Annotated in this window: 25 protein-coding genes; 10 read left to right on the top strand and 15 right to left on the bottom strand. The window is 72.2% G+C overall.

What is annotated here, in order from left to right; all coding sequences use genetic code 11:
- Window positions 1-40 precede the first annotated feature (40 nt).
- Window positions 41-1,081, top strand: a complete 1,041-nt coding sequence (locus tag ACIO9J_RS11915; RefSeq protein WP_401996477.1) for a LacI family DNA-binding transcriptional regulator — start codon at window positions 41-43, stop codon at window positions 1,079-1,081.
- A gap of 21 nt (window positions 1,082-1,102) precedes the next feature.
- On the opposite strand, the gene ACIO9J_RS11910 is transcribed toward ACIO9J_RS11915, so the two are convergent.
- Window positions 1,103-2,341 carry a glycoside hydrolase family 64 protein gene (locus ACIO9J_RS11910; RefSeq protein WP_401996474.1) on the bottom strand — a complete coding sequence of 413 codons (1,239 nt, stop codon included), beginning with the start codon at window positions 2,339-2,341 and terminating at the stop codon, window positions 1,103-1,105.
- Between the two features lie 259 nt (window positions 2,342-2,600).
- On the opposite strand from ACIO9J_RS11910, the gene ACIO9J_RS11905 reads away from it, so the two are divergent.
- Entirely contained in the window at window positions 2,601-3,398 is a 798-nt protein-coding gene (locus tag ACIO9J_RS11905) for a VOC family protein (RefSeq protein ID WP_401996471.1), read from the top strand.
- A gap of 182 nt (window positions 3,399-3,580) precedes the next feature.
- Entirely contained in the window at window positions 3,581-3,829 is a 249-nt protein-coding gene (locus tag ACIO9J_RS11900) for a WhiB family transcriptional regulator (RefSeq protein WP_401996468.1), read from the top strand.
- Window positions 3,830-3,924: 95 nt separating this feature from the next.
- On the opposite strand, the gene ACIO9J_RS11895 is transcribed toward ACIO9J_RS11900, so the two are convergent.
- The 5 genes from ACIO9J_RS11895 to ACIO9J_RS11875 form a co-directional block, all read right to left on the bottom strand.
- Window positions 3,925-6,396 (bottom strand): hypothetical protein, encoded by a 2,472-nt coding sequence (locus tag ACIO9J_RS11895; protein ID WP_401996465.1) that lies wholly within the window; start codon window positions 6,394-6,396, stop codon window positions 3,925-3,927.
- A 155-nt stretch (window positions 6,397-6,551) separates the two neighbouring features.
- Complete coding sequence (locus ACIO9J_RS11890; RefSeq protein WP_401996462.1) at window positions 6,552-7,523, bottom strand: acyl-ACP desaturase; 972 nt, start codon at window positions 7,521-7,523, stop codon at window positions 6,552-6,554.
- Window positions 7,524-7,687: 164 nt separating this feature from the next.
- On the bottom strand, window positions 7,688-8,461 hold the full coding sequence (ddaH, locus tag ACIO9J_RS11885; RefSeq protein ID WP_401996459.1) for a dimethylargininase: 774 nt from the start codon (window positions 8,459-8,461) through the stop codon (window positions 7,688-7,690).
- Between the two features lie 38 nt (window positions 8,462-8,499).
- On the bottom strand, window positions 8,500-10,815 hold the full coding sequence (locus ACIO9J_RS11880; protein ID WP_401996456.1) for an ATP-binding cassette domain-containing protein: 2,316 nt from the start codon (window positions 10,813-10,815) through the stop codon (window positions 8,500-8,502).
- A 10-nt stretch (window positions 10,816-10,825) separates the two neighbouring features.
- Window positions 10,826-12,469: an ABC-F family ATP-binding cassette domain-containing protein gene (locus tag ACIO9J_RS11875; protein ID WP_401996453.1), complete on the bottom strand. Its 1,644-nt coding sequence runs from the start codon at window positions 12,467-12,469 to the stop codon at window positions 10,826-10,828.
- A gap of 308 nt (window positions 12,470-12,777) precedes the next feature.
- Between ACIO9J_RS11875 and ACIO9J_RS11870 the strand changes: the two genes are divergently transcribed.
- Complete coding sequence (locus ACIO9J_RS11870; protein WP_401996450.1) at window positions 12,778-13,458, top strand: GPP34 family phosphoprotein; 681 nt, start codon at window positions 12,778-12,780, stop codon at window positions 13,456-13,458.
- 111 nt (window positions 13,459-13,569) lie between these two features.
- On the opposite strand, the gene ACIO9J_RS11865 is transcribed toward ACIO9J_RS11870, so the two are convergent.
- Window positions 13,570-13,986 (bottom strand): SsgA family sporulation/cell division regulator, encoded by a 417-nt coding sequence (locus tag ACIO9J_RS11865; RefSeq protein WP_401996447.1) that lies wholly within the window; start codon window positions 13,984-13,986, stop codon window positions 13,570-13,572.
- A 214-nt stretch (window positions 13,987-14,200) separates the two neighbouring features.
- Between ACIO9J_RS11865 and ACIO9J_RS11860 the strand changes: the two genes are divergently transcribed.
- Window positions 14,201-15,319: a WD40/YVTN/BNR-like repeat-containing protein gene (locus ACIO9J_RS11860; RefSeq protein ID WP_401996444.1), complete on the top strand. Its 1,119-nt coding sequence runs from the start codon at window positions 14,201-14,203 to the stop codon at window positions 15,317-15,319.
- A gap of 102 nt (window positions 15,320-15,421) precedes the next feature.
- On the opposite strand, the gene ACIO9J_RS11855 is transcribed toward ACIO9J_RS11860, so the two are convergent.
- The 3 genes from ACIO9J_RS11855 to ACIO9J_RS11845 are packed head-to-tail and all read right to left on the bottom strand — an operon-like array spanning window position 15,422 to window position 16,795.
- A complete protein-coding gene (locus ACIO9J_RS11855) occupies window positions 15,422-15,721 on the bottom strand; it encodes a YciI family protein (RefSeq protein ID WP_401996441.1) in 300 nt (99 codons plus the stop codon).
- Window positions 15,703-16,185, bottom strand: a complete 483-nt coding sequence (locus ACIO9J_RS11850) for a GNAT family N-acetyltransferase (RefSeq protein ID WP_401996438.1) — start codon at window positions 16,183-16,185, stop codon at window positions 15,703-15,705. The genes ACIO9J_RS11855 and ACIO9J_RS11850 overlap by 19 nt, the downstream gene beginning before the upstream one ends.
- 58 nt (window positions 16,186-16,243) lie before the next feature.
- Window positions 16,244-16,795, bottom strand: coding sequence for a GNAT family N-acetyltransferase (locus ACIO9J_RS11845; protein ID WP_401998508.1), 552 nt, complete (start codon window positions 16,793-16,795; stop codon window positions 16,244-16,246).
- Window positions 16,796-16,846: 51 nt separating this feature from the next.
- Between ACIO9J_RS11845 and ACIO9J_RS11840 the strand changes: the two genes are divergently transcribed.
- Window positions 16,847-17,467 carry a TetR family transcriptional regulator C-terminal domain-containing protein gene (locus ACIO9J_RS11840; RefSeq protein ID WP_401996435.1) on the top strand — a complete coding sequence of 207 codons (621 nt, stop codon included), beginning with the start codon at window positions 16,847-16,849 and terminating at the stop codon, window positions 17,465-17,467.
- On the opposite strand, the gene ACIO9J_RS11835 is transcribed toward ACIO9J_RS11840, so the two are convergent.
- Window positions 17,442-17,855 (bottom strand): hypothetical protein, encoded by a 414-nt coding sequence (locus ACIO9J_RS11835; protein WP_401996432.1) that lies wholly within the window; start codon window positions 17,853-17,855, stop codon window positions 17,442-17,444. The genes ACIO9J_RS11840 and ACIO9J_RS11835 overlap by 26 nt on opposite strands.
- Window positions 17,856-18,064: 209 nt before the next feature.
- Here ACIO9J_RS11835 and ACIO9J_RS11830 point away from each other — a divergent pair, with 209 nt between their 5' ends.
- Entirely contained in the window at window positions 18,065-18,883 is an 819-nt protein-coding gene (locus ACIO9J_RS11830; RefSeq protein ID WP_401996429.1) for an SAM-dependent methyltransferase, read from the top strand.
- 25 nt (window positions 18,884-18,908) lie between these two features.
- On the opposite strand, the gene ACIO9J_RS11825 is transcribed toward ACIO9J_RS11830, so the two are convergent.
- Window positions 18,909-20,360, bottom strand: coding sequence for a flotillin family protein (locus ACIO9J_RS11825; RefSeq protein WP_401996426.1), 1,452 nt, complete (start codon window positions 20,358-20,360; stop codon window positions 18,909-18,911).
- A 99-nt stretch (window positions 20,361-20,459) separates the two neighbouring features.
- Window positions 20,460-20,975: a hypothetical protein gene (locus tag ACIO9J_RS11820; protein ID WP_401996423.1), complete on the bottom strand. Its 516-nt coding sequence runs from the start codon at window positions 20,973-20,975 to the stop codon at window positions 20,460-20,462.
- Between the two features lie 161 nt (window positions 20,976-21,136).
- Between ACIO9J_RS11820 and ACIO9J_RS11815 the strand changes: the two genes are divergently transcribed.
- The gene (locus tag ACIO9J_RS11815; protein ID WP_401996420.1) at window positions 21,137-21,829 is read left to right on the top strand and encodes an endonuclease V; all 693 of its coding nucleotides are present in this window, start codon (window positions 21,137-21,139) and stop codon (window positions 21,827-21,829) included.
- 16 nt (window positions 21,830-21,845) lie between these two features.
- On the opposite strand, the gene ACIO9J_RS11810 is transcribed toward ACIO9J_RS11815, so the two are convergent.
- Both ACIO9J_RS11810 and ACIO9J_RS11805 read right to left on the bottom strand, forming a co-directional pair.
- Window positions 21,846-23,042, bottom strand: a complete 1,197-nt coding sequence (locus ACIO9J_RS11810) for a saccharopine dehydrogenase family protein (RefSeq protein WP_401996417.1) — start codon at window positions 23,040-23,042, stop codon at window positions 21,846-21,848.
- 177 nt (window positions 23,043-23,219) lie between these two features.
- The gene (locus ACIO9J_RS11805) at window positions 23,220-23,669 is read right to left on the bottom strand and encodes a DUF523 domain-containing protein (protein ID WP_401996414.1); all 450 of its coding nucleotides are present in this window, start codon (window positions 23,667-23,669) and stop codon (window positions 23,220-23,222) included.
- 208 nt (window positions 23,670-23,877) lie between these two features.
- Between ACIO9J_RS11805 and ACIO9J_RS11800 the strand changes: the two genes are divergently transcribed.
- Window positions 23,878-25,017, top strand: a complete 1,140-nt coding sequence (locus tag ACIO9J_RS11800) for a CaiB/BaiF CoA transferase family protein (protein ID WP_401996412.1) — start codon at window positions 23,878-23,880, stop codon at window positions 25,015-25,017.
- Window positions 25,017-26,042, top strand: coding sequence for an LLM class F420-dependent oxidoreductase (locus ACIO9J_RS11795; RefSeq protein ID WP_401996409.1), 1,026 nt, complete (start codon window positions 25,017-25,019; stop codon window positions 26,040-26,042). Before ACIO9J_RS11800 ends, ACIO9J_RS11795 begins: the two co-directional genes overlap by 1 nt.
- The last annotated feature ends 4 nt before the right edge of the window (window positions 26,043-26,046 follow it).

Raw genomic sequence — 26,046 nt, 5'->3', positions numbered from 1 at the left:
CGAAGGGCCGTTCCGTGGCCGTCGGGGAGGAGAGACCAAGGTGACCGAGGAGTCGAGCGCCGCGCCGCGCCCCACGCTGGAGGCCGTCGCCGCACGGGCCGGGGTGTCCCGGGCCACCGTCTCGCGCGTCGTCAACGGCGACGCGGGCGTACGGGAGGTGCTCGCCGTGAGAGTCAGGCGCGCGGTCGACGAGCTCGGCTACGTGCCCAACCGGGCCGCCCGCAGCCTGGTCACCAGGCGCCACGACGCCGTCGCCGTGGTGATCGCCGAGCCGGAGACGCGGGTGTTCGCCGACCCGTTCTTCGCGCTGCAACTGCGCGGCATCAGCAAGGAGTTGACCGGGCACGACGTACAGCTCGTGCTGCTACTCACCGAGGGGCGGGACGACCACGAGCGGGTCGGCCGGTATCTCGCGGGCGGGCACGTCGACGGCGCGCTCGTCTTCTCGCTGCACCTGGACGACCCGCTGCCCGGCATCATCCGCCGCGCCGGGGTGCCCACCGTGTTCGGCGGGCGGCCCGGCTGGTCGGACCCCGTCTCCGGCGGGCCCGGCGCCCCGTACGTCGACTGCGACAACCGGGGCGGCGCGCGCGAGGCCGTGCGGCATCTGGTCGGCCTCGGGCGCGACCGGGTCGCGCACATCACCGGGCCGCTCGACCAGACCTCCGCGGTCGACCGGCTCGACGGCTTCCGCGACGTCCTGGCAGACGCCGACCCGCGGCTGATCGTCGAGGGCGACTTCACCCCCGCGGGCGGCGAGCGCGCGATGCGCACGCTCCTCGACACCTGCCCGGACGTGGACGCGGTCTTCGCGGCCAACGACCTGTCGGCGTCCGGCGCCCTGCGGGTGCTGCGCGAGCGCGGCAGGAGGGTGCCGGACGACGTGGCCGTGGTCGGCTTCGACGACATGCTGCCGGTCGCCGAACAGGTGGACCCGCCGCTGACGACGGTGCGTCAGGACATCGAGGAGATGGGCCGGTTGATGGCCCGGATGCTGCTGCGGGGGCGCGACGAGGACCCCGCGGCCAGGCCGTCCGGCGTGGTGCTGCCGACGTCACTGGTGCGCAGGGCCTCGGCGTGACCGGGCGGTGCGGCCGCCGCGTCAGGAACCGACGCTCACCGTGAACCGCCGCGGGTTCCCGTCGTGCGCCGCGCCCGACACGTCCGGCTGTCCGTCCGGCCGCACGTCGTCGTACGGAAACGCGTACCCGATGGGGGAGTTGGCGTGCACCACCCGGGACCAGTGGTTGGTGACCGCGTCCCGGTAGTAGTCGCCGGAGGTCGAGCCGTTGGGCTGCTCGGGGTGGGTGAGCATGATGCTGCGGTTGAACCCGGCGGCGAGCCTGGCGAGCAGGCCCTTCTTGTCGTCGGGGTCGCCCGGGTTGTTGGCGAACGGGCCGTGGTTGCAGGTGAAGATGTCCTTCGACGTCGGCTTGGCGAAGGAGTGGCCGCCGTTGAAGGTCAGCACGTCGCCGCTGACCCGCCCGGTGAACACGCCCCTGCCGCCCTGGAGGTCGATCTTCAGGTCGGTGGAGCGGTACTTCTCCCACACCTGGTCGATGTAGCCGTTCCACACGTCGCGGAACGGCATCTGGTCGGGCCGGTCGAAGTAGGGCGCCATCAGGTTCTGGGGCGAGATGACGCGCAGGACGCCGCCGTCGTCACCGCGGATGACCAGCTTGTCCCACGGCTGCCCGTCCTTGCCGGTCTGCGCCGCCAGATCCGCGGCGATCTTGTCGACGGCCCCGTCGGGCAACGGGGCGACGGAGTGCGTGCCGTCGCCCTCCAGCGTCAGCCCGATGGGCAGCGCGGTCACCAGGTCGACATAGCTGATGTTGGCGTACAGCTGCTGCGGGTTGAAGGTGAACTCGCAGAACGACCAGGTGCGCCCGTAGTTGGGGTCCTCGCGGGTGGCGAAGGCGGGCTCGACCAGGGAGGGGCCCGGGTTGAGGAAGAAGTCGAGCTTGTCGTCGCGCACGAAGTAGACGCGGGCGCCGTACATCTGAGGCAGGGTCAGCACCTTGGGGGCCGAACCGGCGGCGCCGAGCGGGATGGCGCAGTCGACGGGCAGCGGGGTCTGCGGCGCCGAGGGTGAGTCGGGCCGGTAGACGCCACCGTCGGGCTTGAGCAGTACCCAGCGGTCCGTGCCCTGTTCGTGCCCGGTGACGTACGCGCGCACCTGTCCGGGCAGCGACTTGTTCCGCAGGGCGAGCTCGCAGGTGGCGGGCGCGGCCCTGCCCCCGGCGCGGGCGCCGGGGCTCAGGGCGCTGCCCCAGACGGGATAGGTGAGGGCACCCGCGGCGCCCGCGGTGGCGGTCAGGAACGTTCGGCGCGATATCACGGAAGGTCTCCTGCGGTGGGGGGTGTGGGGGTGTGCACCACTGTTGCGGCGGGGGGAATGGGGCGTCAAGAGATGTGACTGAGAGCGCTCTCAGAAATCTTCTGTCTTCAGGAAATGGCGACGTGAGAGGCCCGGGGAGGGGTCGGCGAAGGACCGGGGCGGGACCGGGACGGGCGGTCCGCGGGGCGACAGGCGGATTGTCAGTGCCGGGTGCCAGACTCGGAGGAGACGGAAAAGAGATACGACAAAGGAGTCGATCATGCTCAATAGCCGTTTCCCGACGGGTGCCCCTGTATGGGTGGACATGTGCGCCCCCGACCTCGGCAGCGTCAGCTCCTTCTACCGCGAGCTGTTCGGCTGGGAGCTTCAGCAGGGCGGTCCCGAATTCGGCGGGTACAGCCAGTTCCAGCTCGGTGGCAGGACCACGGCGGGCGCGATGGCCATGCCGGCGGACGAGGCCCCACCCTCATGGACGTTGTACTTCCGCACGCCGGAGGTCGACGCCACCGTGAAGTCGGTCGAGCAGGCCGGCGGCGGCACGCTCTTCGAGGCCGTGGACATCGCCGACTTCGGCCGTATGGCCGGGCTCACCGACTCCGCGGGCGTGCCGTTCTCCGTGTGGCAGCAGGGGCAGCTCAAGGGCCTCGATGTCCTGAACGAACCGGGCGGGCTGATCTGGGCCGAGCTGTACACCCCGGACGTCACCGCGGCCCTCGGGTTCTACGGCTCGGTGTTCGGCTGGGGAACCACCGAGATGCCCTTCCCCGGCGGTTCGTACACGATGGTCCACCCGGCCGACGGCACCGCGGACGACATGTTCGGCGGCGTGGTCCCGCTGGACTCCGACCCCGCCGAAGCCACGGCGTACTGGCTGCCGTACTTCCAGGTGGACGACTGCGACGAGGCGGTCGCCAAGGCCCGGCGGACCGGCGGTGAGGTGCGGATGGAGCCGGTCTCCATGGAGGGCGTGGGCCGCTTCGCCAAGCTGGCCGACCCGGCGGGGGCCCGGTTCGCCGTGCTGCAGCCCTCGCCTCCCGGTGAGCAGGCCGGGGCGTAGTCTTCGGTCCCGGCGGGTTTCGGAGGGCTGCCGGAAGGGCAGCCCTCATCGGGGCATCGGGCCCGGCGCCGTGCGCGGGACACCGGCAGGACGGGCTGTCCGCCCGGCCGCGAAACAGCGCCCGGCCCCTCGTTGATCGTTCGTTGATCGAATGTTTCGCGCCGCGGGGCACCATCGGCGACATGCAGATCGAGATGACGGCCGAGCCCGAACTGGCCTGGCAGGAGCAGGCGCTGTGCGCCCAGACCGGAGCGGACTTCTTCTTCCCCGAGCCCGGCAGTTCCGTACGCGAAGCGAAATACATCTGCCGGATGTGCGAGATGCGCCCCGCCTGCCTGGAGTACGCCCTCGCCAACGACGAGCGGTTCGGCGTTTGGGGAGGCCTCTCCGAGAAGGAGCGGTACGCCCTCAGACAGCAGTCGGGCCGATAAGACCTCCGACGACCGACATCAAGAGGGCCCCAGGCACACGCCGGGGCCCTCTGGCGTACGTCGCCGCGGGACGCAGGCGTACGTCGCCGCCGGACTCAGGCGTACGTCACCGTGAAGTGCCGCGTCCCTGCGGGGACATGCACGTCGTCGCCGGAGACCGGCAGCTGCCGGCCGTCCGCCGAGGCGGCCCGCACCGGTCCGAACCGGCACGGATAGACGTACCGCACCCGCTCCGGCGCCTGGGTGACCTCCACGGCCACGGTCCGGTCGCCCGCGTCATGCGTGAGCCGGTACCCGAAGGGCTCGCCGAACAGCGTCGGCGCGGACTCCACCGCCACCGTGTCGCCGTCCGGCACCCAGTGCGGGCGCACCCCCGGTGCGATGTACAGATGCGGATCGCCGTCCTCGTCCGCCTCGAAGAGCAGGATGTCGCGGATGAGCAGCAGGTACTCCGCCGCCGCCCAGCCGTGCGGGATGTCGCCCATGTACCAGTGGCGGGCGGGCACTTCGTGGAAGCCGGAGGCGAGCGTGAAGGCGTGCTGCTCGTTCCACGCGCCGAGCGCCACCGCCCGTTCCTGGGTGCGCGGGAAGGCCGCACCGACGATCCAGCCGAGCAGCGAGTCCATCCGCACCGGATCACCCGCCAGCAGGTAGGCGTGCGCCAACTGCGTGGTGAGGTAGGGCCCGTAGGCGTTCCACGCGGCCTCGTGCCGGTAGCCGCCCGCCACGAAGTGGGCGTACATGGTGTCCAGGGTGAAGCGCGCGGCCCGGTCGATGTCGGGGCCGAGCTTGCTGCCCATGTGCAGCCGCAGCGGATGGAAGAACGCGGCCGCGCCGATCATCGTAGAGTCGAGCCGTCCGACGTCCCCGGGCCCGGTGGGGATGTACGTCTCCCAGGCGCCGCGCCTGCGCTGCTCGTCCAGGACCCAGCGGATGGACGCGGCCGTGGCGCGCTTCAGGTCGTCGAAGGCCGCCCAGAGTTCGGGCACGTCCGGCGAGCCGATGCGCTCCGCGAGCCGCGCCGCCTCGTAGAGACCCGCCAGCGCCCACAGGTCGTCCCAGTAGTGCGGCTTGTCGCGCTCGCCCAGGTGCTCGGCGCTCCAGCCGCTGTGCAGCAGCCCGTTCGGGTCGCGGTTGTCCCGCAGCCAGCGGGCGCCGTCGACGACGTACGGCGTGTACAGCTTGGTGCCGAACGCGGCGCTCCTGCCCAGCGTGCGGTCGAGCCGGCCGATCGCCCAGAGCGCCTGGCCGTTGCTGTCCCACTCGCGGTCGTCACGCTCGTGCGGGCCGCCGTAGAAGCCGTACTCGGCGCACGGCCCGATCCGGCCGGTTCCCCGGTTGAACTTCAGCGGATAGTGCGTGCCCAACTGGCGCTCGGCCAGCGTCGCGTCACCCACCAGGGAGCAGGCGGTGGCCTCCACCGACGAGTCGCGGATCCAGAACGAGTCGTAGACGGTCGGGCCCGGATGGATCTCGCCCTGGTCGGAGAGGATGAGCAGCTGCGAGCGCGCCTCGCGGAACAGGTCCGTCAAGTGGGCCACGGGGCGCGGCAGTTCGGGCTGGACGCCCTGTCCGAGCAGCTTGGCCGTCCAGAACGCGCGGTTGCTCTCCTCCAGTTCGGCGGCCGGGGTCGCCCTGATCTCGGCGAGGTCGGCCGCGCCGCCGTACAGATCGACGGGCAGCCGCACGTCCAGTTCGAACATCTCGTCGTCGGCGACCCGGAAGGGCCAGGCGAACGCCGCGCTGCACAGCCCGGCCACCTGGTCCTGGGCCTGCCGGGCGCCGTTCAGCTTGCCGCCCATGACCAGGTCGTGGAAGGGGCTGTGGGCCAGATAGGAGTCCGGGTCGGCGGAGAAGTCGGGGTTGCCGTACACGCCGTACTGCTCTGGAGCGGTGTCGAACACCGGGCCCCAGCCGCTGTTCGTCTCCACCCGGTTCTCCTCGGGCAGATGGCGCAGGAACGTCAGCCTGCGGTCGGTGATCTGCCGCCCGTTGCGGTCGTGCCGCTGGAAGCCGCTCGGGCCCGCGGGCATGACCGCCGCGCAGAGCCAGCCCTCGCGCGGCTGGCCGGTCGCGGTGCCCACGGTGAGCCGGGTGACCACGAGGTCGCGCTGCCGGGCGCCGATCGCCGTGGCGAACGTCCGCTGCACGAACGCGACACCGTCCGGCGTGCGGAAGTCGGTGAGGACGACCGGCAGGTGCGGTGCCTCCATGCGCTGGCCGACCGTGCCGCCGTCGGTGAGCTGCGGCAGGTGCAGGGCGCCGGTCGCCGGGTCGTAGAGGAAGAAGGAGAGGCAGTACTTGTCGTAGACCGGCTCGATCTCACCGGCCTGCCCGATCAGGGACTCCTGGCGGTGGTCCTTCACGCCCACCATGTGCCAGTAGCGGTACAGGGCGTTGGAGGCGAGCGCCGCCTCCTTCGAGTCGTACGTCCCGGCGTCGAAGTCGTCGCTCCAGCGCCGGAAGGCCTGCTGCGTCCACCAGGGAACGGGATAGGGCACCTGCGCCCTGCCCGCCCAGCTGCGCCACATGACCTCGTAGAACATCCACTCATGGGTCTGCGCCATGGGTTCCACCCCCTCGCCCACAGTTGCACCGGGGAGGGCGGGCGTAAATCGGTGCGGCAGGGTGGCCTGCCGGTGGCCGGTGGCCGAGGGTCGGGGGCGCGCGCCGGGGCGCGGTGCTGAGCCGCGCGGCGCGCCCCCCTCTGTCGGCCGGGCGGTCAGGCGCCCCTGGCCGCCATCCGCGCCTTGCGCGCGGCGAGCCGCTCGTCGAACTTCGAGGCCTCGGCGTCCAGGCCGCCCATGAAGAGGCCCAGCTCCTCCTGGGCCTTGAGGCCCTCCGGGCCGAGCCCGTCGATCTCCAGGACCTTCAGGTGGCGCAGCACGGGCTGGAGCACGTCGTCGTGGTGGATGCGCATGTTGTAGACCTCGCCGATGGCCATCTGGGCGGCGGCCCGCTCGAAGCCCGGCATGCCGTGGCCCGGCATGCGGAAGTTCACGACCACGTCGCGCACGGCCTGCATCGTGAGGTCGGGTGCGAGCTCGAAGGCGGCCTTGAGCAGGTTCCGGTAGAAGACCATGTGGAGGTTCTCGTCGGTGGCGATGCGCGCCAGCATCCGGTCGCAGACCGGGTCGCCCGACTGGTGTCCGGTGTTGCGGTGCGAGATGCGCGTGGCCAGCTCCTGGAAGGCGACGTACGCGACCGAGTGCAGCATCGAGTGCCGGTTGTCCGACTCGAAGCCCTCGCTCATGTGCTGCATCCGGAACCGCTCCAGCTGGTCCGGGTCGACGGCGCGCGAGGCGAGCAGGTAGTCGCGCATCACGATGCCGTGGCGGCCCTCCTCGGCCGTCCAGCGGTGCACCCAGGTGCCCCAGGCGCCGTCGCGGCCGAAGAGCGAGGCGATCTCGTGGTGGTAACTGGGGAGGTTGTCCTCGGTCAGCAGGTTGACGACCAGGGCGATGCGCCCGATGTCGGTGACGGGGGACTGGCCCTTCTCCCACGCCTCGCCGTCCTCGAAGAAGCCCGGGAAGTTGCGGGCGTCGGAGAACGGGACGTACTCGTGGGGCATCCAGTCCTTGGCCACCTTCAGGTGGCGATTGAGTTCCTGCTCGACCACTTCCTCCAGCGCGTAGAGCAGCCGGGCGTCGGTCCAGCTGTCCGCGCTGCCGAGGTGGGGAGAGGTGATCGTCACGGGGGCTCCAGAGGGGGACGGGAGTTCTTACGCGCAAGCGGTGCGAGCGGTGCACCACCTACCTACGGTGTCGTAGGTTACGTTGCCGTAGGTTAAACCCCCCGTAAAGGGCCTCGTGGCCACACCCTCTCCAGCCCCTGTCGTGACTACCGCCTCATTACTGGTCAGGCGTACAGGTCACGGAGTCGGACTGAGAGGCACGTCACACAGCCTTCGAGTTTTTCGAACTCCCCTATGTCGACCAGAACCGGGTCGAACCCGGCATCGGCCAGGAGCTCCGCGCTCCTGGGCGCGCTCGCCGACATCAGCAGTTTCCCGCTGCCCAGGAGCACCATGTGCGCGCCCGCCTCCTCGGGCACGGGCAGGAAGCGCGGGAAGAGCGAGGGATGGTCGACGAGCGGCTCGTATCCGATGACCGTCCCGTCGGGCAGCGCCGTCACCGCGGACTTCAGATGCAGCACCTTGGACACCGGCACGGCCACGACGCGCGCCCCGAGCGGCTCGAAGGCCGACCGCAGCTGCCGCACCCCGTCCGCGTTGGTCCTGCCGCCGCGCCCTACGTAGACCGTGTCGCCGACCTTCAGGACGTCGCCGCCGTCCAGCGTGCCCGGCTCCCACACCCAGTTCACCGAGGCGCCGAGCCGGGCCACCGCCTCCTCCACGCCCGGCGTCTCGTCGAGCCGGGAGGGGGCGCCGGGCCGGGCGATCAGGGCCACGTTGCGGAAGACGGCCACCGTGTCCTCGACGAAGACCGCGTCCGGGCAGTGATCGGCGGGCTCCACTTCGAGGGTCTGCCAGCCGTGCGCCGCGAGCGTCTCCACGTACGCCGCCCACTGGCGCAGCGCGAGGCCCGGATCGACCGGCGGGCGCACCCCGGTGACCAGGCCCTCCGCGATGCGCGGTCCCGGGCGGCGGATCAGGGCCTTCTTGCTGGGCACGGCGGCGACTCCCTACGGTGACGGGGCGGTGCCGCACATCATGCAGCGTGCGCACGCTCCCGGCCCAGGGTGCCGCGCAGATGATCCGCCGTGAACGACCCGGTGGCGTCCAGGAGTTGGGCGGGTGTGCCCTCGAAGACGACCTGCCCGCCGTGTTTGCCGCCGTCGGGCCCCAGGTCGATCACCCAGTCCGCGTGCTTGACCACGTCGAGGTTGTGCTCGACGACGACCACGGTGTTGCCCGCGTCGACCAGCCGGTCGAGCAGCGCGAGCAGCCCGTCGACGTCGGCCATGTGCAGCCCGGTGGTCGGCTCGTCCAGGACGTACGTCGTGCCCGTGCGGTGCAGCTGGGTGGCGAGCTTGATGCGCTGGCGCTCGCCGCCGGAGAGCGTGCTCAGCGGCTGGCCGAGCGTGAGATAGGTCAGGCCCACGTCCCGCAGGGCGCCGAGCCGGCGGCGTACGCCCTTGTCGTCGAAGCCGCCGCCGAGCCCGTCGAAGAAGTCCAGGGCCCGCTCCGCGGTCATCTCCAGGACGTCCACGATCGACCGGCCGCCGACGGTGAGCCGCAGCACCTCGTCCTTGAACCGGCGCCCCTCGCACGCCTCGCAGGTCGTGGTCACCGGGTCCATGAAGGCGAGGTCGCTGTAGATGATCCCGCGGCCCTGGCAACGCTCGCACGCACCCTGCGAGTTGAAGCTGAACAGGCTCGCCCGCCGGCCGGTCTCGCGCGCGAACAGCTTGCGCAGGGTGTCCATGATCCCGAGGTACGTGGCCGGGGTCGAGCGGCCCGAGATGCCGATCGCCGACTGGTCGACGACCACGGCGTCGGGGTGCGCGGGCACGAAGGCCCCCGTCACCAGCGTGCTCTTGCCGGAGCCCGCCACCCCCGTCACCGCCGTGAGCACCCCGGTCGGCACCCGCACGCTCACGTCCTTGAGGTTGTGCAGATCGGCGCCCTGGACCCAGTGCCCGCCGCTCGCCTCACGCGGATGCTCCTTGACGTCCCTGGTGCGGCGCAGCTGGCGCCCGGTGAGCGTGTCCGCGCGGCGCAGCTCCTGCGGGGTGCCCTCGAAGACGACGAGACCGCCGCCCGTGCCCGCCCGCGGGCCCATGTCGACGACGTGGTCGGCGACCGCGATCACGTCCGGGTCGTGCTCGACCACGAGCACCGTGTTGCCCTTGTCGCGCAGCCGCAGCAGCAGATCGTTCAGGCGTCCCACGTCGCGCGGGTGCAGTCCGACGCTGGGCTCGTCGAAGATGTACGTCATGCCGGTCAGGCTGGAGCCGAGGTGGCGCACCATCTTCAGACGCTGTCCCTCGCCGCCGGACAGGGTGGACGTCTCGCGGTCCAGGCTGAGGTAGCCGAGGCCGATCGCCTCGATCCGCTCCAGGGCGGCCACCGCGGCCCCGGCGATCGGTCCCGCCACCGGGTCGTGGATCCCGCCGAGCGCGCCGATGAGGTCGGTGACCTCCATGCGGGTGCAGTCGGTGATGCTCAGGCCGTCGATGCGGGTGGCCAGCGCGGCCGCGTTGAGCCGGGCGCCGTCACAGGTCGGGCAGCGGCCCTCGTGGAGGAACTCCTGCACCATGTCGCGGGTGCGCTGGGCGAGCGTGGACAGGTCGCGGTTGAGGTAGAGCCGCTCGAAGCGGTCGGCGAGGCCCTCGTAGTCGATGTCCCGCGCGCCGCCGGTGTTGTCGACCTTGACCTTCTTCCTGCCCCGGCCGCCGCGCAGCAGGAACTCCCGCTCCGCTGCGGTGAATTCACCGACGGGCTTGCCGGTGTCCAGATCGGTGGTGTTGGTGTACGTCTGGCCCTGCCAGGTCCCCACGGCGAACGGCGGGAAGAGGATCGCGCCGTCCGCCAGGGACCTGGCGGGGTCCAGGATGCGGTCGTAGTCGGGCCGCACGGTGCGGCCGAGTCCGTCGCACTCGGGACACATGCCCGAGGGGTCGTTGAACGAGTACGCGGCCGCCGGGCCCGCGCTCGGGGTGCCGTGCCGGGAGAACAGCACCCGGATCACCGAGTAGATGTCCGTCATCGTGCCCACCGTCGAGCGGGAGTGGCCGCCGATCGGCCGCTGATCGACGACGATCGCGGGCGAGAGGTCCTCGATGGTGTCCGCGTGCGGCCGCTCGTACTTGGGCAGCCGGTTGCGGACGTACCAGGTGAACGTCTCGTTCAGCTGGCGCTGCGACTCGACCGCGATCGTGTCGAACACGACCGACGACTTTCCGGACCCGGAGACCCCGGTGAAGACCGTCAGACGGCCCTTCGGGATGCGCAGGCTCACCTCCTTGAGGTTGTTCTCGCGGGCCCCTGCGATGGTGATGAACTGGTGGCTGAGCTGGTCCATGCAGCCGAAGCTAGCCGGAATACCCGACAGCTTCTGTCTTCTTTTCCTGGGTGATTTCGGACAGCTCGCCGTCGAGCAGCAGCCACCGCGTGATGCCGATGGACTCCAGGAACGGCACGTCGTGGCTGGCCACGATCAGCGCCCCCTGGTAGGACTCCAGGGCCGTCGACAGCTGTCGCACGCTCGCCATGTCCAGGTTGTTCGTCGGCTCGTCGAGCATCAGGAGCTGCGGCGCGGGCTCCGCGAGCAGCAGCGCGGCGAGCGCCGCGCGGAACCGCTCGCCGCCCGACAGGGTCGCCGCCCGCTGATCGGCCTTGGCGCCCTTGAACAGGAACCGGGCGAGCCGCGCCCTGATCCGGTTGTTGGTCGCCTCTGGAGCGTACGCCCGGACGTTCTCGGCGACGGTCAGCTCGTCGTCGAGCACGTCGAGGCGCTGCGGCAGGAACCGCATCGGCACGTGCGTGAGCGCCTCGCCGCGGACCGCGTCGAGCTCCCCGGCGATCGTACGGAGCAGCGTGGTCTTGCCCGCGCCGTTGCGCCCGATCAGCGCGATCCGCTCGGGGCCGCGCAGCTCGAACTCGCCCGCCACCCGCGCGCCGTAGTGCAGTTCGAGGCCGCTGAGGGTGAGCACGGTGCGCCCGGGGTGGACCAGGGTCTGCGGCAGGTCGACGCGGATCTCGTCGTCGTCCCGCACCGCATCGACTGCGTCGTCCAGGCGCTCCTTGGCCTCGGCGAGCTTCTCCTGGTGCATGATGCGGTGCTTGCCCGCCGACTCCTGCGCGGCCCGCTTGCGCGCGCCCACGAGGATCTTCGGCAGGCTCCCGCTGTCCTGGATCTTCTGGCCGTACCGCTTGCGGCGGGCCAGCTTGACCTGGGCGTCGGCCAGATCGCGCTTCTGCTTCTTCAGGTCGGACTCGGCGACGCGCACCATGCGCTCCGCCGCCTCCTGCTCGACGGCGAGGGCCTCCTCATAGGCGGAGAAGTTGCCGCCGTACCAGGTCACCTCGCCGTCGCGCAGATCGGCGATCTGGTCGACGAGGTCCAGGAGTTCACGGTCGTGGCTGACCACGACCAGGACCCCGGACCACGCCTCGACGGCCCGGTACAGGCGCCGCCGGGCGTACAGATCGAGGTTGTTGGTGGGTTCGTCGAGCAACAGCACGTCGGGCCTGCGCAGCAGCAGCGCGGCCAGGCGCAGCAGCACCGACTCGCCGCCGGACACCTCGCCCGTGGTGCGGTCCAGGCCGATGTGGCCGAGCCCGAGCTCGTCGAGGGTGGCGCGGGCGCGCTCCTCGACGTCCCAGTCGTCGCCGATCGCGGTGAAGTGCTCCTCGGCCGCGTCGCCCGCCTCGATGGCGTGCAGCGCGGCGCGCCGCGTGGCGATGCCGAGCACCTCGTCGACGCGCAGACCGGTGTCCAGGGTGACGTTCTGCGGCAGGTAGCCGACCTCACCGGTGACCTTGACGGCCCCTTCGGTGGGCGTCAGCTCTCCGGCGATCAGCTTCAACAGGGTTGACTTCCCGGACCCGTTGGTGCCGATGAGGCCGGTCCTGCCGGGCCCGAAGGCCATCTGGAGGCCGTCGAAGACGGCGGTACCGTCCGGCCAGCCGAAGGTGAGCGACGTGCAGGTGAGGGAGAGGGGGGAGGTAGACATACAGGCCTCGCGGTTGCGTGTGTGGAGCGCGGTCAGGGGCAACGCGTTCGAGACACCGCGGCGGAGGAGAGGCCGGAAAGAGAGAAGGCCTGTGCCGGGGGGACGGGACGGCTCGGATGCCGAGGTCGCACAACGACGTACACAGCGTGAAGCGGCTGTGTGACGCGGTGTCTCATGACCTCAGACGAGCAACGTCCTTCTCCTATCGACGGCAACAGAACCGCTGTACACCGTAGGAGGGGCCCCTGGGTATGTCAACGTTTTATCGTGGCCCCCGCCCACCGTGGCGATCGGCACGAGGAGGCGCCGTGCACTACGGAACGCTGTCACTGCCCGCCAGGCTCTTCCTGCTGGCCTGGAACACGCACCGGGGCAAGGTCACCGGAGCGCCCGATCTGCATCTGGCCGTCAGGGCAGGCGCGCTCGCCGAGCTCGCCCGGCGCGGAGTGCTCTTCGAGGAGGACCGCATCGTCACCCCGGTCGTCGGCGCCCGTACCGGCGACACGGCGCTCGACGGCCTCGCCGAACTCGTCGAGCAGTCCCGCCCGCGCACCTGGCGCGGCTGGCTCACCCACCGCTCGCGCGGCACCTTGAGCGCGGTCCGCGACCAGCTGGTCGCGGACGGCTATCTGCGGACGGAGCGCGGCAGGATCCTCGGCCTCTTCCCCGCCAGGCGCTACGTCCTGGAGCGGGTGGGCCATGTGGAGGTGCTGCACGCGGAGGCGCTCTCGGTGCTGCGCGGCACGCAGCCCGTCGCCGAGGTGTCCGAGGCCGACGCGGCCCTGGTCATGTGCGCGGCCACCGGCAAACTGCGCACGGTCGTGTCCGGCAAGGACCGCAGGCGCTACCGGGACAGGGTCGACGCGCTGACCGAGCGGGCGGGCGGCGCTTCGCCGGAGCTGCGGGCGGTGATGGAGAACCTGCGCAAGGCGCTGGCCTCCGCGGTCTCGTCGGCCGAGGCGGCCCGCGCGTCGGGCGGGGGCGGCTGAGGGCGCTCCGGGCGACTGCGGAAAGCGCGAGGTGCTGCTCGAAGGGCGGACCGGGGACCGGTGAGGGCTGGCTGCGTCAGGCCCGGTGGGGCGGGCCCGCGAACGCGGCGGTCAGCACGCGTCGCGCATCAGCTCGGCGAGGTCCTGGTCCAGATCGACGTGCAGGTGCTCCTGGCCGGCCGGGACCAGGGCCATGGTGCGGTGCAGGAAGTGGCGGAGTTCGCCGGTGCGGACGTGGACGATCGCGGTGCCCTCGGGCGCGTGGAACTCCACGACCGTGCGGTCGAAGCCGTAGGGGCGCACGCGGACGTCGCCGTCGCCGACCGCCCGCTCCACGCCGTGGGTCAGCAGTTCACGGGCGAACGTCCAGTAGACCTCCACGCCCTCCAGGGTCGCGGGCGCGGGGAAGCTCATGCGCACGGCGAAGGGGTCGCACTGGTCGTAGTGGAGTGTCGCGGGAATGGTAGGCATCCGCGGCGCGGCGGCGACGAGGCGGGCCTCTACGGCTTGCTCGATGACGGTGGACAACGCCTGCTCCCTCACTGACTGCTTGACGACTGGGGTCGGGCACTTGAATAGACGACGGAATGACGAGATCCGTGCATACGGAGAGCGGGTGAGACCGAGTGACCTCTGTCACCGCGACACCGTGGAGGCGCCCACGGTTCCCTGCGACCATCGCCGGGGGGACGCCTTCAGGCCATCTGGACGAGGCCCGGTGAGTCGGCTAGCTTCGCCCGCCATGAGGGGCATGGGGAAGTCGAAGTCGTCGAGGCGTGCGGTGTTCGTGGGACTGTGCGGTGCCGCGCTCGCGGGGGCCGCGCTCGTGGCGCCGTCGAGCGCCGCCGCGGACCCGGAAGGCACCGGGGGAGCGGCCCCGAAGGGGGCTCTGAGCTGGCAGCTCAAGGACAGCGGGAGCGACGCGCGGTTCCGTGGCCTGGCCGCCGTCAGCTCCGGCACGGCCTGGGTGGCCGGCACCAAGGGCACCGTCCTGCGTACCTCCGACGGCGGCGAGACCTGGCGCGATGTCTCCCCGCCCGGCGCGTCCGGGCTCGAATTCCGTGACGTGGAGGCCTTCGACGGCCGCCGTGCCGTGGTCCTCGCCATCGGCGAGGGCGAGGCCTCGCGGGTGCTGCGCACCGAGGACGGCGGAGCGACCTGGACGGAGTCCTTCCGCAACACCGACGCCAAGGCGTTCTACGACTGCATGACCTTCTTCGACGGCCGCCACGGCCTCGCCATGAGCGACCCGGTCGACGGCAAGTTCCGCATCCTGTCCACCGCCGACGGCGGCCGCTCCTGGAAGGTGCTGCCGAACTCCGGGATGCCCGCGGCCCAGGACGGCGAGTCCGGCTTCGCGGCCAGCGGCCAGTGCCTGGTCAGCTCGGGCCCGCGGGACGTGTGGCTGGCCACCGGCGGGGCGGCACGCGCGCGTGTCCTGCACTCCCGGGACCGCGGCCTGACCTGGCGGGCGACCGACGCCCCGATCCCGGCGGGCGATCCGGCCCGCGGCGTGTTCGGCCTCGCGTTCCGCGACCGTACGCACGGGATCGCGGTCGGCGGCGACTACCGGGCCGACCAGCCGTCCCCGAAGGCGGCCGCCGTCACCGGGAACGGCGGCCGCACCTGGCACCCCTCCGACCGGCCGCCGCCCGCCTACCGCTCCGGCGTCGTCTGGTTCCCGCACGGCCGCGCCACGGCACTCGCCGTCGGCCCGACCGGCACCGACGTCACACGGGACGGCGGGCGCACCTGGCGGACGGTCGACACCGGGTCGTACGACACGGTGGACTGCGTCCGCGACGGAAGCTGCTGGGCATCCGGGGAGAAGGGACGGATCGCCCGCTTGGAGAGGCGCTGAGTGCCCCGTCGGGGGCGCGGGGCTGTATCAATCCGCGGCTCCGCCGCGGGGCGCGACCAGCCCTCCACCGGCCCGCAGGCCGATGGCCGCATCTCCGGCGGACTACGCGGGCAACTGCTCACGGTACGCGCCGAGTCCAGGCGCCGTCTTCGTCGCGATGAACTCGGTGACGCGGTACTCGCAGACCCCGGCGAGCGTGAACGGGTCCTGCGCGGTGATCTCCTCGATCCGCGCGCGGTCGTCGGCGACGGCGATGATCACGCCGCCGTCGCGCGGGTTCTTGCGCCCGGACGCGAGGAAGACACCGGCCTCGTACAGTTCGTCGAGCCACGCCACATGGGCCTTCATCTGCTCGTCGACGGCGGCGACGGGCGCGGTGTAGGTCAATTCGAGAATGAACATGATCGCGAGGCTACCGGGCGGCTCACGGCGCCCGGCGCCCTGGCCATGAAGACGTCGACCGGGTCCTCGCGCTCCACCGTGAAGCCGTGCCGTTCGTAGAGGCGGCGCGCCGCGCTGCCCTGGAGGACGTTCAGGCGCACGGTCACGCCCTCGGCGTCGGTGCGCCGCAGCAGCGCGGTGAGGACGGCCGAGCCGATGCCCTGCCCCTGGACCCGTGGGTCCAGGAAGAAGTGCTCCAGCCAGTGCCCGGAATCGGTGGGGCGCAGGGCGACACAGCCGACGAAGGCGCCGTCCGACTCGATCACCGAGAGCTGCTCGGGGCGGCAGGCGTCACGGAACCGCCGGCGCACCCGGTGCGGATCGAACCGGCCGAGCCGCTCCAGGTCGGGCCGCATCACCACGGCCCGCAGTTCGACGATCGTCTCTATGTCCGCGGCCCCGGCGGAGCGCAGTGCCCATTCCATGATCCGAGTATCCCGAGGGGACAGGGAGGCCCTGCGGGCGGGTGCGGGGATGCCGGGGTCAGGCGCGGGCGGCCCGGTGCTCGGGGGCCAGCAGCGCCCACATCTGCTTGTCGTAGCGGGCGCCCTGGTAGGGCCAGGCGCCCCTGCGCACACCCTCCAGAGTCATGCCGAGGCGCTCGGCCACCGCGCCGCTGCGGTCGTTGTCGGCGCGGCAGATCCACTCGGCGCGGAACAGCCCCCGGGTGGTGAACGCCCAGTCGAGCAGGGCGCGGCAGGCCTCGGTGATCAGGCCGTGGCCCTCGCCCGCGGGCTCCAGCCAGCAGCCGATCTCGCAGATGCCCGACGCGGCGTCGAAGGCCACGAACATCACGCCGCCGATCAGCGTGCCCTCGCGCCAGATGCCGAAGAGCCGGGCGCCGTCGGCGGCCTGGCGCTCCGCGTACCTGCGCAGGGTGGCCCGCGCCCCCTCGACGTCGTCGGTGACGAAGGCCGGGCCCACCCAGGGCCTGATGTGGTCGCGGGCGCGGTCGAGGTGGGCCGCGAACTCCTCGGCGTGCCACGGTTCGAGCGGCCGGAGCTGGGCGTCGTCCCGCAGCGGCAGGGAGAACATGGGTGACCTCGCATTCACACAACAAACGTTATGACTATGTACGGTAGCACCATGCCACCACGCAACAAGGGAGATCACGAGGCCCGCCGTCGCGATGTGTCCGAGGCGGTCTGGCGGGTGCTCGCCGCGCACGGGTTCGGCGGTCTGACCATGCGCGCCGTCGCCACCGAACTCGGTGCGACCACCGGCCTGCTCACGCACTACTTCCCGGCCAAGCGCGACCTGGTCGCGTACGCGCTCGACCTGCTCGCCACGCGCAGCGCGGCGCGGCCGCGCAGGGCCGCGGGCGCGGGCCTCGCCGCCGTCCGCGCCGCCCTGCTCGACATCCTGCCGCTGACCGAGGAGGCCACCGCGAGCAACCGGGTCTGGGTCTCCTCCTGGGACGTCGCCCTCGCGGATCCCGAACTGAGCGCCGCGCACGCCCGGATGTACGGGCAGAGCCGCGACAAGCTCCGCGACCTGGTGGCGACGGCCCAGGAGAGGGGCGAACTGTCCGCCGGTGACCCGGCGGACATCGCGGCGGGCGCCCAGTCCTTCGTGCTCGGCCTGGTCGTCCAGGCCCTGTTCAACCCGGCGCGGTTCCCGCCGGAGCGCCAGACGGCGCTGCTCGACGGCTATCTGGCCGCGCTGGGCGGGACGTCACCGCTCACGCCGGAGCGGGCAGGACCGTGACGTGCACGACGGGCGAGACGGCTCCGCCGCCGGTCATGCGCAGGGAGTTGCTTCCCACGTAGTCGAGCACGACCCGCAGGGAGTACGTCCCCCGCGCCGTGGTCCGCACCGTCGCGGGCAGGTCCACCCACCGCGCGCCCTGCAACTGCTGAAGGGTGACCGGGGTGCCGGACGGCAGGTGCTCGGCCGTGCCGAGGACGCGGAACTCCTGCGCGGCGCGCACGGTGTGCTCCGTGGCCTGCGCGGTGAGCGTCGGGCGGGGAGCCGCGGTCGCGGCCGGTTGCGGGGCGGGGTCCTCGGGGGAGCCGGGGGTCGCGGTCGCCGGTCCCGCCAGGGTGCCGAGGAGCGCGGCCGTGGCCGCGGTGACGGAGAGAAGGGCGCACTTCAAGCGGTGATTCATGGTCAACGTGCCGTCCAGGCCTAGATGCGGATCGTGTGCGGCCTCAACATAGGCAAGATGTACCGAATTGCAACGAATCGACATGGCCGCGCGTGCCGGAATCTCCTGTTGCGTGAACTGGTGTGCGTCGCCCGACTGTTGGCCGTTAAGTTGTGCGGTAAACGATTCACGCCTCGGTGGAGAGACGGACGGGAACCATGACCGACCACGCGACAACATCCGGACCTGCGGCGGCACATCAGAGCATCGACACCTCGGTGCCGCACTCCGCCCGGATCTGGAACTACTGGCTGGGCGGGAAGGACAACTATCCCGTCGACGAGGCGGCGGGCGACGCCTACAGCGCCGTCTTCCCCGGCATCGTCACCGTCGCCAGGAGCAGCCGCGCCTTCCTGCGCCGCACCATCACGCACCTCGTCACCGAGGCGGGCATCCGGCAGTTCCTGGACATCGGCACCGGCCTGCCGACCGTCGACAACACCCACGAGGTGGCCCAGCGGCTCGCGCCCGAGGCGAGGATCGTCTACGTCGACCACGACCCGATGGTCCTCGCGCACGCCCGCGCCCTGCTGACGTCCACCCCGCAGGGTGCGACCGCCTACGTCGACGCCAACCTCGCCGAGCCCGACCGCATCCTGGCGGCCGCCGCGGAGACGCTGGACCTCTCCGAGCCCACCGCGCTGATCCTCAGCAACATCCTGGGCCACATGCCGGACTACGACCAGGCGCGGGACATCGTCAGGCGGCTGGTGGACGCGCTGCCCGCCGGCAGCTACCTGGCCCTCAACGACGGCTCGCGGGGCATCGACGCCGCCTACGAGAGCGCCCAGGACGGCTACAACGCGTCCGGCGCCGTGCCCTACTTCCTGCGCCCCGTCGAGCAGATCAGCGCCTTCTTCGAAGGCCTCGAACTCCTCGAACCCGGCGTCGTCTCGGTGCCCTTCTGGCGGCCCGACGCCGACGCCGAGGCCACCGCGCCCATCGGGGAGCACGGCGGCCTGGCGGTCAAGCGCTGACGTCGCGCGGCGCGGAGCGCGACGGCTAGTGGGTGATCTCGATCTTGCCGTTCGCCCCTTCGGGGGCGCTGTCGGCGGCGGGCTTCACCGGCTGCGCCGCCGCGCCGCGCGAGCCGCCGGTGATCCCCTTGAGGAGCTCCGCGATGTCGACTCCCGTGGTGGAGGTGAGGAGTTCGACGCCCTGGGCGACGTTGTCGGCGACCGTACGGGAGAGCTGGCTCGCGCCGTCCGTGGAGATCACCGTCATCTTGTCGACCGCGCTCAGCGGCTCGGACGCCTTGGCGACGACGTTCGGCAGCACCTCGACGAGCATCTGCAGGACCGCCGCGTCGCCGTACTGCGTGAACGCGTTCGCCTTCTTGAGCATCGCCTCGGCCTCCGCCGCGCCCTTCGCGCCGATCGCGGCGGCCTCGGCCTCGCCTTCGAGGCGTACGGCGTCGGCGAGCGCGGCACGCTGCGCCTTCTCGCCCTCACCGGTGAGCCTGGCCCGCTCGGCATCCGCCTCGGCCTGCTTGACCAGGCCGATCCTGCGGGCCTCCGCCTCCTGCTCGGCCTGGTAGCGCGCGGCGTCGGCGGGCTTGCGGACCTGGGTGTCCAACTCGCTGTCGGTCAGCGCCGCCTGGCGCTTGGCGACCTTCTCCTGCTCGGTGAGGACCTCCTGCTGGCGCGCCGCCTCGGCGAGCGGCCCCGCCGCACCGGCCCGCGCCGACGCCTCGTCCGTCTCGGCCTTGATCTCGGCCTGCTTGAGGTAGAAGGTCCGCTGGGCGACCGCGATCTCCTCCTCGGCCTTCAGGCGCGCCTGCTCCGCGGCCCTGCGCGCCACGGCCTCCGCGATGTCGGCCTCCTGCCTGGCCCTGGCCGCCTCGGGGCGCCCGAGGTCCTCCAGGTAGGAGCCCTCCGTGGTGATGTCCTGGATCTGGAAGGCGTCGAGGACCAGGCCCTGCCCGGACAGGCTGGCCTCGGCCTCCTCGGCGACCTGCCCGGCGAACGCGGCGCGGTCGCGGATGATGTCCTCCACCGACATCCGCCCCACGATGGAGCGCAGCGCGCCGGAGAGCACCTCCTGGGTGAAGCCGACGATGCCGTCCTGCTGCACGAGGAAGCGCTGGGCCGCGGCCCTGATCGAGTCCTCGGTGCCGCCGACCTTGACGATGGCGACGCCTTCGAGGTGGGACTTCACGCCGCGCAGCGTGACCGCACCGCGCACCGCGATCGGGATGTGCCGCGAGGAGAGGTCGAGCGTGAACTTCTGCTGCACGAACGGCACGACGAAGACACCGCCGCCGACCACGACCTTCTGACCGCTGTTGTCGGTCATCACCTGGCCGGTGTCCGGATCGGTGGACTTCTTGCCGCGCCGCCCGGTCACGATGAAGGCCTCGCTGGGCCCCGCGACCTTGTAGCGGGTGATGACGACGAGCGCCAACAGGACGAGGAGTACGACGACTCCGATGACGGCGGTCAGAACTGGACTCATGCGAATTCCCCCCTGCCTCCCGGGGGACGGCAGATCGGTTGCGTACATCTGTCGGTTTGCGGCGCCCGCGGGCGTCAGGGCTCGCCGCGGCCGCCGCGGTCAGCGCTCCACGGGCCGTACGGCCACCGAGGTCGGCGAAAGGGCCGCGTCGACCCAGACCTCGGTGCCGCGCGCCACGGCGACGGAGCTGCGGGCCGCGAACTTCACCGGCTGGCCCGCGAGGCGCAGGAGCACCTCGCCGTAGCCGTCGGCCGGGATGGCGGTGACCACGGCGCCCGCGCTGCCCACGAGGTCGTCGCCGCGTGGCGTGCGCGCGGTCTGGTCGCGCATCAGGGCACGGGTGACCTTCCAGGTCACCCAGGCCGCCCCGGTCCCGGCGCCGGCCCCCACGACGGTGGCGGGGCCGGCCCCGAGGCCGGTGGTGCCGAGCACGATCGCTCCGCCGAAGCCGAGCATCGAGACGAACCCGGCGATGACCGGTAGTGAGAGGAGCCCGTCGAAGAGCCCGTCCAGCACTCCCGCTCCGTCGAAGAGCCCTTCGAGGACCCCGTCGAGGAGGAGCGAGAGGACCAGCAGCACGATTCCCGCGATGCCGAGACCTAGAAACACCGTCATCGGACCACTTCCCCCGTTCATGCCGCCCACCTCGGTACGGGACGATCCTCGCAGCAGGGAAGGGATCGGTTCATTGCCGGATTCCGGCAATCTTTACGCGTCTTTAATGCCGGTCGTACATGAGTGCGGTGGTCAAGGCCCCGGCTAGGCTGACCCGCACCATGACCAGTGACGCGCCGCCCACCGACTGGCCCACCGACGAGGGGACGGCCCGCGCCGTCCAGGACGCACTGCGCACCCGCGTCGTCCTCGACGAGCCGGGCCCCGCGCCGGGGGAGGGCCACGTCACCGGCGTGGACGTCGCCTACGACGACGAGCGGGACATCGTCGCGGCCGCCGTCGTCGTCCTCGACGGCGCCACCCTGGACGTCGTGGAGGAGGCCACCGCCGTCGGCACGGTGGCCTTCCCCTACGTGCCCGGCCTGCTCGCCTTCCGCGAGATCCCCACGGTGCTCGCGGCCCTCGCCGGACTGAGCGCCGACCCCGGGCTGGTCGTCTGCGACGGCTACGGCATCGCGCACCCGCGCCGGTTCGGCCTCGCGAGCCACCTCGGCGTCCTGACCGGACTGCCCACCATGGGCGTCGCGAAGAACCCCTTCACCTTCTCGTACGAGCCTCCGGCGGCGCCCAGGGGCAGCGCGTCGCCGCTGCTCGACGGCGCGGAGGAGGTCGGCAGGGCGCTGCGCACCCGTGAGGACGTCAAGCCGGTGTTCGTCTCGGTGGGCCACCGGGTGAGCCTCACCAACGCGTGCGCCCAGACGCTGGTCCTGACGCCGCGCTACCGGCTGCCCGAGTCGACGCGGCGCGCGGACGCGCTGTGCAGGGCGGCGCTGCGCGAGGCCGTGGGGGCCTGACGCGGGCGCGCCGCGCTCAGCGCACCGCCGCGACCCGGAAGCCGATGCCCGCCGCCGCGAGGCGGTCCAGCAGCGCGTCGCCCATCGCCACCGCCGTGGTGACCTGCCCGGACACCGGCGGCAGGTCGTCGAGCGCCAGGGCGAGCGCCGACTCGGCGAGGATCTTCGCCGTCTCGTCGTACCCCGGATCGCCGCCCGATACCTCGGTGTAGACCCGGGTGCCGCCGCCCTCGCCGACGAACCGCACCGAGAACCACGACGTGGCGCGGCGCTCCTCGCTCGGCCCGTCGCCGGGCTTGAGGCGGGCGGACAACCAGCGCCGCGCGGGCGGCAGTTGGGCCGCGGCGACCATGCCGGCCAGCGCCGCGGTGCCGCCGATGGCGACCGGCAGCGTCTTGACGGCCGCGTAGTGCCGGTAGCGGAAGTCGGGCCCGTACCGTTCGATGGCGCGCGCCGAACGCTGCACCACCTGGGGGTCGATGGTCGGCAGCGGCAGGGCCCACGCGCCGACCTCGGCCGCGTACCGGGGCGCGCTCGGCGGGGCGTACGCCTTGCGCCCCACCAGGCGCGGTTCGTGGCGCCGCCGGTCCTTCGCGGCGGCCAGCATCTGCCGGCCCCTGCCGAACTGGTTCAGGGCGGAGGCGAAGGTGCCGCCGGAGAACTGCGCGCCCGCCCGGACGAATCCGTCGACGCGCAGCGGCACCCCCTCGGGCAGCTGCTTGACCGTGAAGTAGGCGCCGAGGTCGTGCGGCACCGAGTCGAAGCCACAGGCGTGCACCAGGCGCGCGCCGGTCTCCCGCGCGCGGGTGTCGTGCCGCACGTACATGAGGTCGACGAACTCGGGCTCGCCCGTCAGGTCGACATAGTCCGTGCCCGCCTCCGCGCAGGCGGCGACCAGCTCCTGCCCGTACGTCAGATAGGGGCCGACGGTCGTGGCGACCACGCGCGCGTCACCGGCCAGCGCCCGCAGGCTCACCGGGTCGGCCACATCGGCCTCGACCAGCGGGAGTTCGGCGCAATGGGGGTGCTGCTCGGCGAGCCGTTCCCTGAGCCGCGCCAGCTTCTTCGCGTCGCGCCCCGCGAGGGCCCAGCGCAGTCCTTCGGGCGCGTGGGCGGCGAGGTACTCCGCGGTCAGCACCCCCACGAAGCCGGTCGCTCCGAAGAGCACGATGTCGTACGCGCGATCACTGTTCTTGCTGTTCTGGCTGGTCATGGCACCTCTCCGCCGTGGGCCCCGCGCAGTTGTCGGTGGCCGAGGCTAGCGTGGGTGCGGCGGGCCGTGACCAGGAGGTGCCCGGTCGGCGCGGGCGGCCGGCTCCGCGACGAGCTTCTCCGGGGCGATCGCGCGGCAGCGAACGGCCGGGCCGCCGCCGGGCCAGGACCGGCATGATCACACGCCCGGTGCCGCCCGCACCGTGATCCCGTTGCGTGCGAAGAGCGCCGCGGTGACCCCGTCGCCCGCCACCAGCTCCCCGCCGAACGACCCGTCGTACACGGCTCCGCGCCCGCACGAGGGGCTGCGCGGCATCAGTAACGCCTCGGTGCACCCGGCCGCGCGCGCCGCGGCGAGTGCGCGGTGCGCGCCGTCCACGAACGCGGCCGTCACGTCGCGCCCGGTGTCGTCGACGACCCGCGCCCCGCCGTCGAGCACGTCGTGCCCGTCGCCGCCGACGAGTTCGGCGGGGCGGCGCGGCGTCGGCAGACCGCCCGCGTCCTCCGGGCAGAACGACACGACGTCCCGGCCCGCCACCGCCGCGTCGACCTCGGACGACGCCTTGTCGCGGCCGTCGAAGCGACAGGGCACGCCGCGCAGACACGCGCTGACCAGTAGGGAATCCATGACGTCAGGCTAGGGCCTTTCGTTTGGATCAGGCCGGGCTCGCGGGGTCTGGCCTGATCCAAACGAAAGACCCTAGGCGCCGCACCGCGGGAGCACGCCCGCTGGCCGAAATTGGCTAAGCGCTTGCTCGCCAGGGGCTTGTGCGCAGTGGAACACGTTCTTAGCATCACTGGTGTTACATCAGTTGTGTCACAGCGCTGGGGGCTCAATGGCAGTGCCAGGCAAGGACGTTCGCGGTCCGCTCGCCGGGGTGCGCGTGGTGGAGCTGGCGGGCATCGGGCCCGGCCCGTTCGCGGCCATGCTCCTCGCCGACCTCGGCGCCGATGTCGTGCGCGTCGACCGCCCCGGTGGCGGCGGCCTCGCGATCAATCCCGAGTACGACGTCACCAACCGCAACAAACGCTCCGTGATCGTCGACCTCAAGGCCGCCGACGGCGCCGACCGGGTCCTCGACCTCGTCGAGCGCGCCGACGTCCTCATCGAGGGCTACCGCCCCGGCGTCGCCGAGCGCCTCGGCGTCGGGCCCGACGCCTGCCACACCCGCAACCCGCGGCTCGTCTACGGCCGGATGACCGGCTGGGGCCAGGAGGGCCCGCTGGCGCAGCGCGCCGGGCACGACATCGCGTACATCGCGATCACCGGCACCCTCGGCATGATCGGCAACCCGGACGAGCCGCCCGCGATCCCCGCGAACCTCGTGGGCGACTACGCGGGCGGCTCGCTCTATCTGGTCGTGGGCATCCTCGCGGCCCTGCACCACGCGCGCGTGCACGGCGAAGGACAGGTGGTGGACGCCGCGATCGTGGACGGCGCGGCCCATCTGTCCACGATGATCCACGGCATGCTCGCGGCCGGCGGCTGGCAGGACCGGCGCGGCGCCAACCTCCTGGACGGCGGCTGCCCGTTCTACGGCACCTACGAGACCGCCGACGGCGGCTACATGGCCGTGGGTTCCCTGGAGCAGCAGTTCTACGACGAGTTCGTCGCGCTGCTCGGCCTCACCGAGGCCGCCCCCGCCCGCAAGGACCTGGCCCGCTGGGACGAGCTGCGCACGGCCGTCGCAGCCCGCTTCAAGGAACGTACGCGCGACGAGTGGACGGCCGTCTTCGAGGACTCCGACGCGTGCGTGGCGCCGGTGCTCTCGCTGCGCGAGGCGCCGGAACACCCGCATCTCGCCGCGCGCGGCACCTTCACCGACCACGGCGGCATCACCCAGCCCGCCCCCGCGCCGCGCTTCTCCACGACGCCCACGCACGTGCGCAGCGGCCCCGCGCAGCCCGGCGCGGACACCGCGGAGGTGGCCCGCGACTGGGACGTACCGGCCCTGAACGAGGAGGAACACCGCTGATGGAGATCTCGGTACCGCTCGCCTACGCGGGCGACCCGCGCGAGGCCGCCGACGGCGTCGCCGCCCTGGAGTCCGCGGGCCTGGACGCGGTGTGGGTCGCGGAGGCGTACGGCTTCGACTCGCCCACGATCATGGGCTACTTGGCGGCCCGCACCGAGCGCGTGCGGATCGGCGCCGCCATCCTCAACGTGTACTCGCGCACCCCGGCCCTGATCGCCCAGACCGCCGCCGGGCTCGACGCGATCTCCGGGGGCCGCGCGATCATCGGCCTGGGAGCCTCGGGCCCGCAGGTCGTCGAGGGCTGGCACGGCAGGGCGTACGACAAGCCGATCGGCCGCACCCGCGAGACCATCGAGCTGACCCGCCGCATCCTGCGCCGCGAGGTGATCGACCATCACGGCATCACGGACATGCCGCTGCCTCCGGAGAAGGGCGGCAGGCTCGGCAAGCCCCTGAAGATCCTCACCAGGCCGGTGCGCCCCGAAGTCCCGCTGTACGTGGCATCGCTCGGGCCCGCGAACGTCCGCATGACGGCGGAGGTCGCCGACGGCTGGCTGCCGACCCTCTTCATCCCGGAGAAGGCCCACCAGGTGTGGGGCGCCGCGCTCGCCGAGGGCAAGGAGAAGCGCGATCCGGCCCTCGGACCGCTCCGGACCGTCGCCGGGGGACTGCTCGCCATCGGCGCCGACGCGGCCGCCGCACGCGACCTCGCCCGCCCCACGATCGCCCTCTACGTAGGCGGCATGGGAGCCAAGGGGAAGAACTTCTACAACGACGTCGCGGTCGCGTACGGATACGAGAAGGAGGCCGCGCGCATCCAGGAGCTCTACCTCGCGGGGAAGAAGAAGGAGGCCGAGGCCGCCGTCCCCGACGAGTTCTGCGAGCTCATGTCGCTGTGCGGGCCCGAGGGTTATGTGCGCGAGCGCGTCGAGGCGTTCCGCGAGGCGGGCGTCACCATGCTCAACGTCATCCCGGTCGGCCCCGAACCCGCCAAGTCGATCGAAACCGTCAAGGGCTGGCTCTAGCGCC

The organism is Streptomyces sp. NPDC087300, assembly GCF_044744425.1.
Lineage (GTDB): Bacteria > Actinomycetota > Actinomycetes > Streptomycetales > Streptomycetaceae > Streptomyces.
The sequence above is the reverse complement of the archived record's forward strand: the minus strand, read 5'-3'. Positions and strand labels throughout refer to the sequence as shown.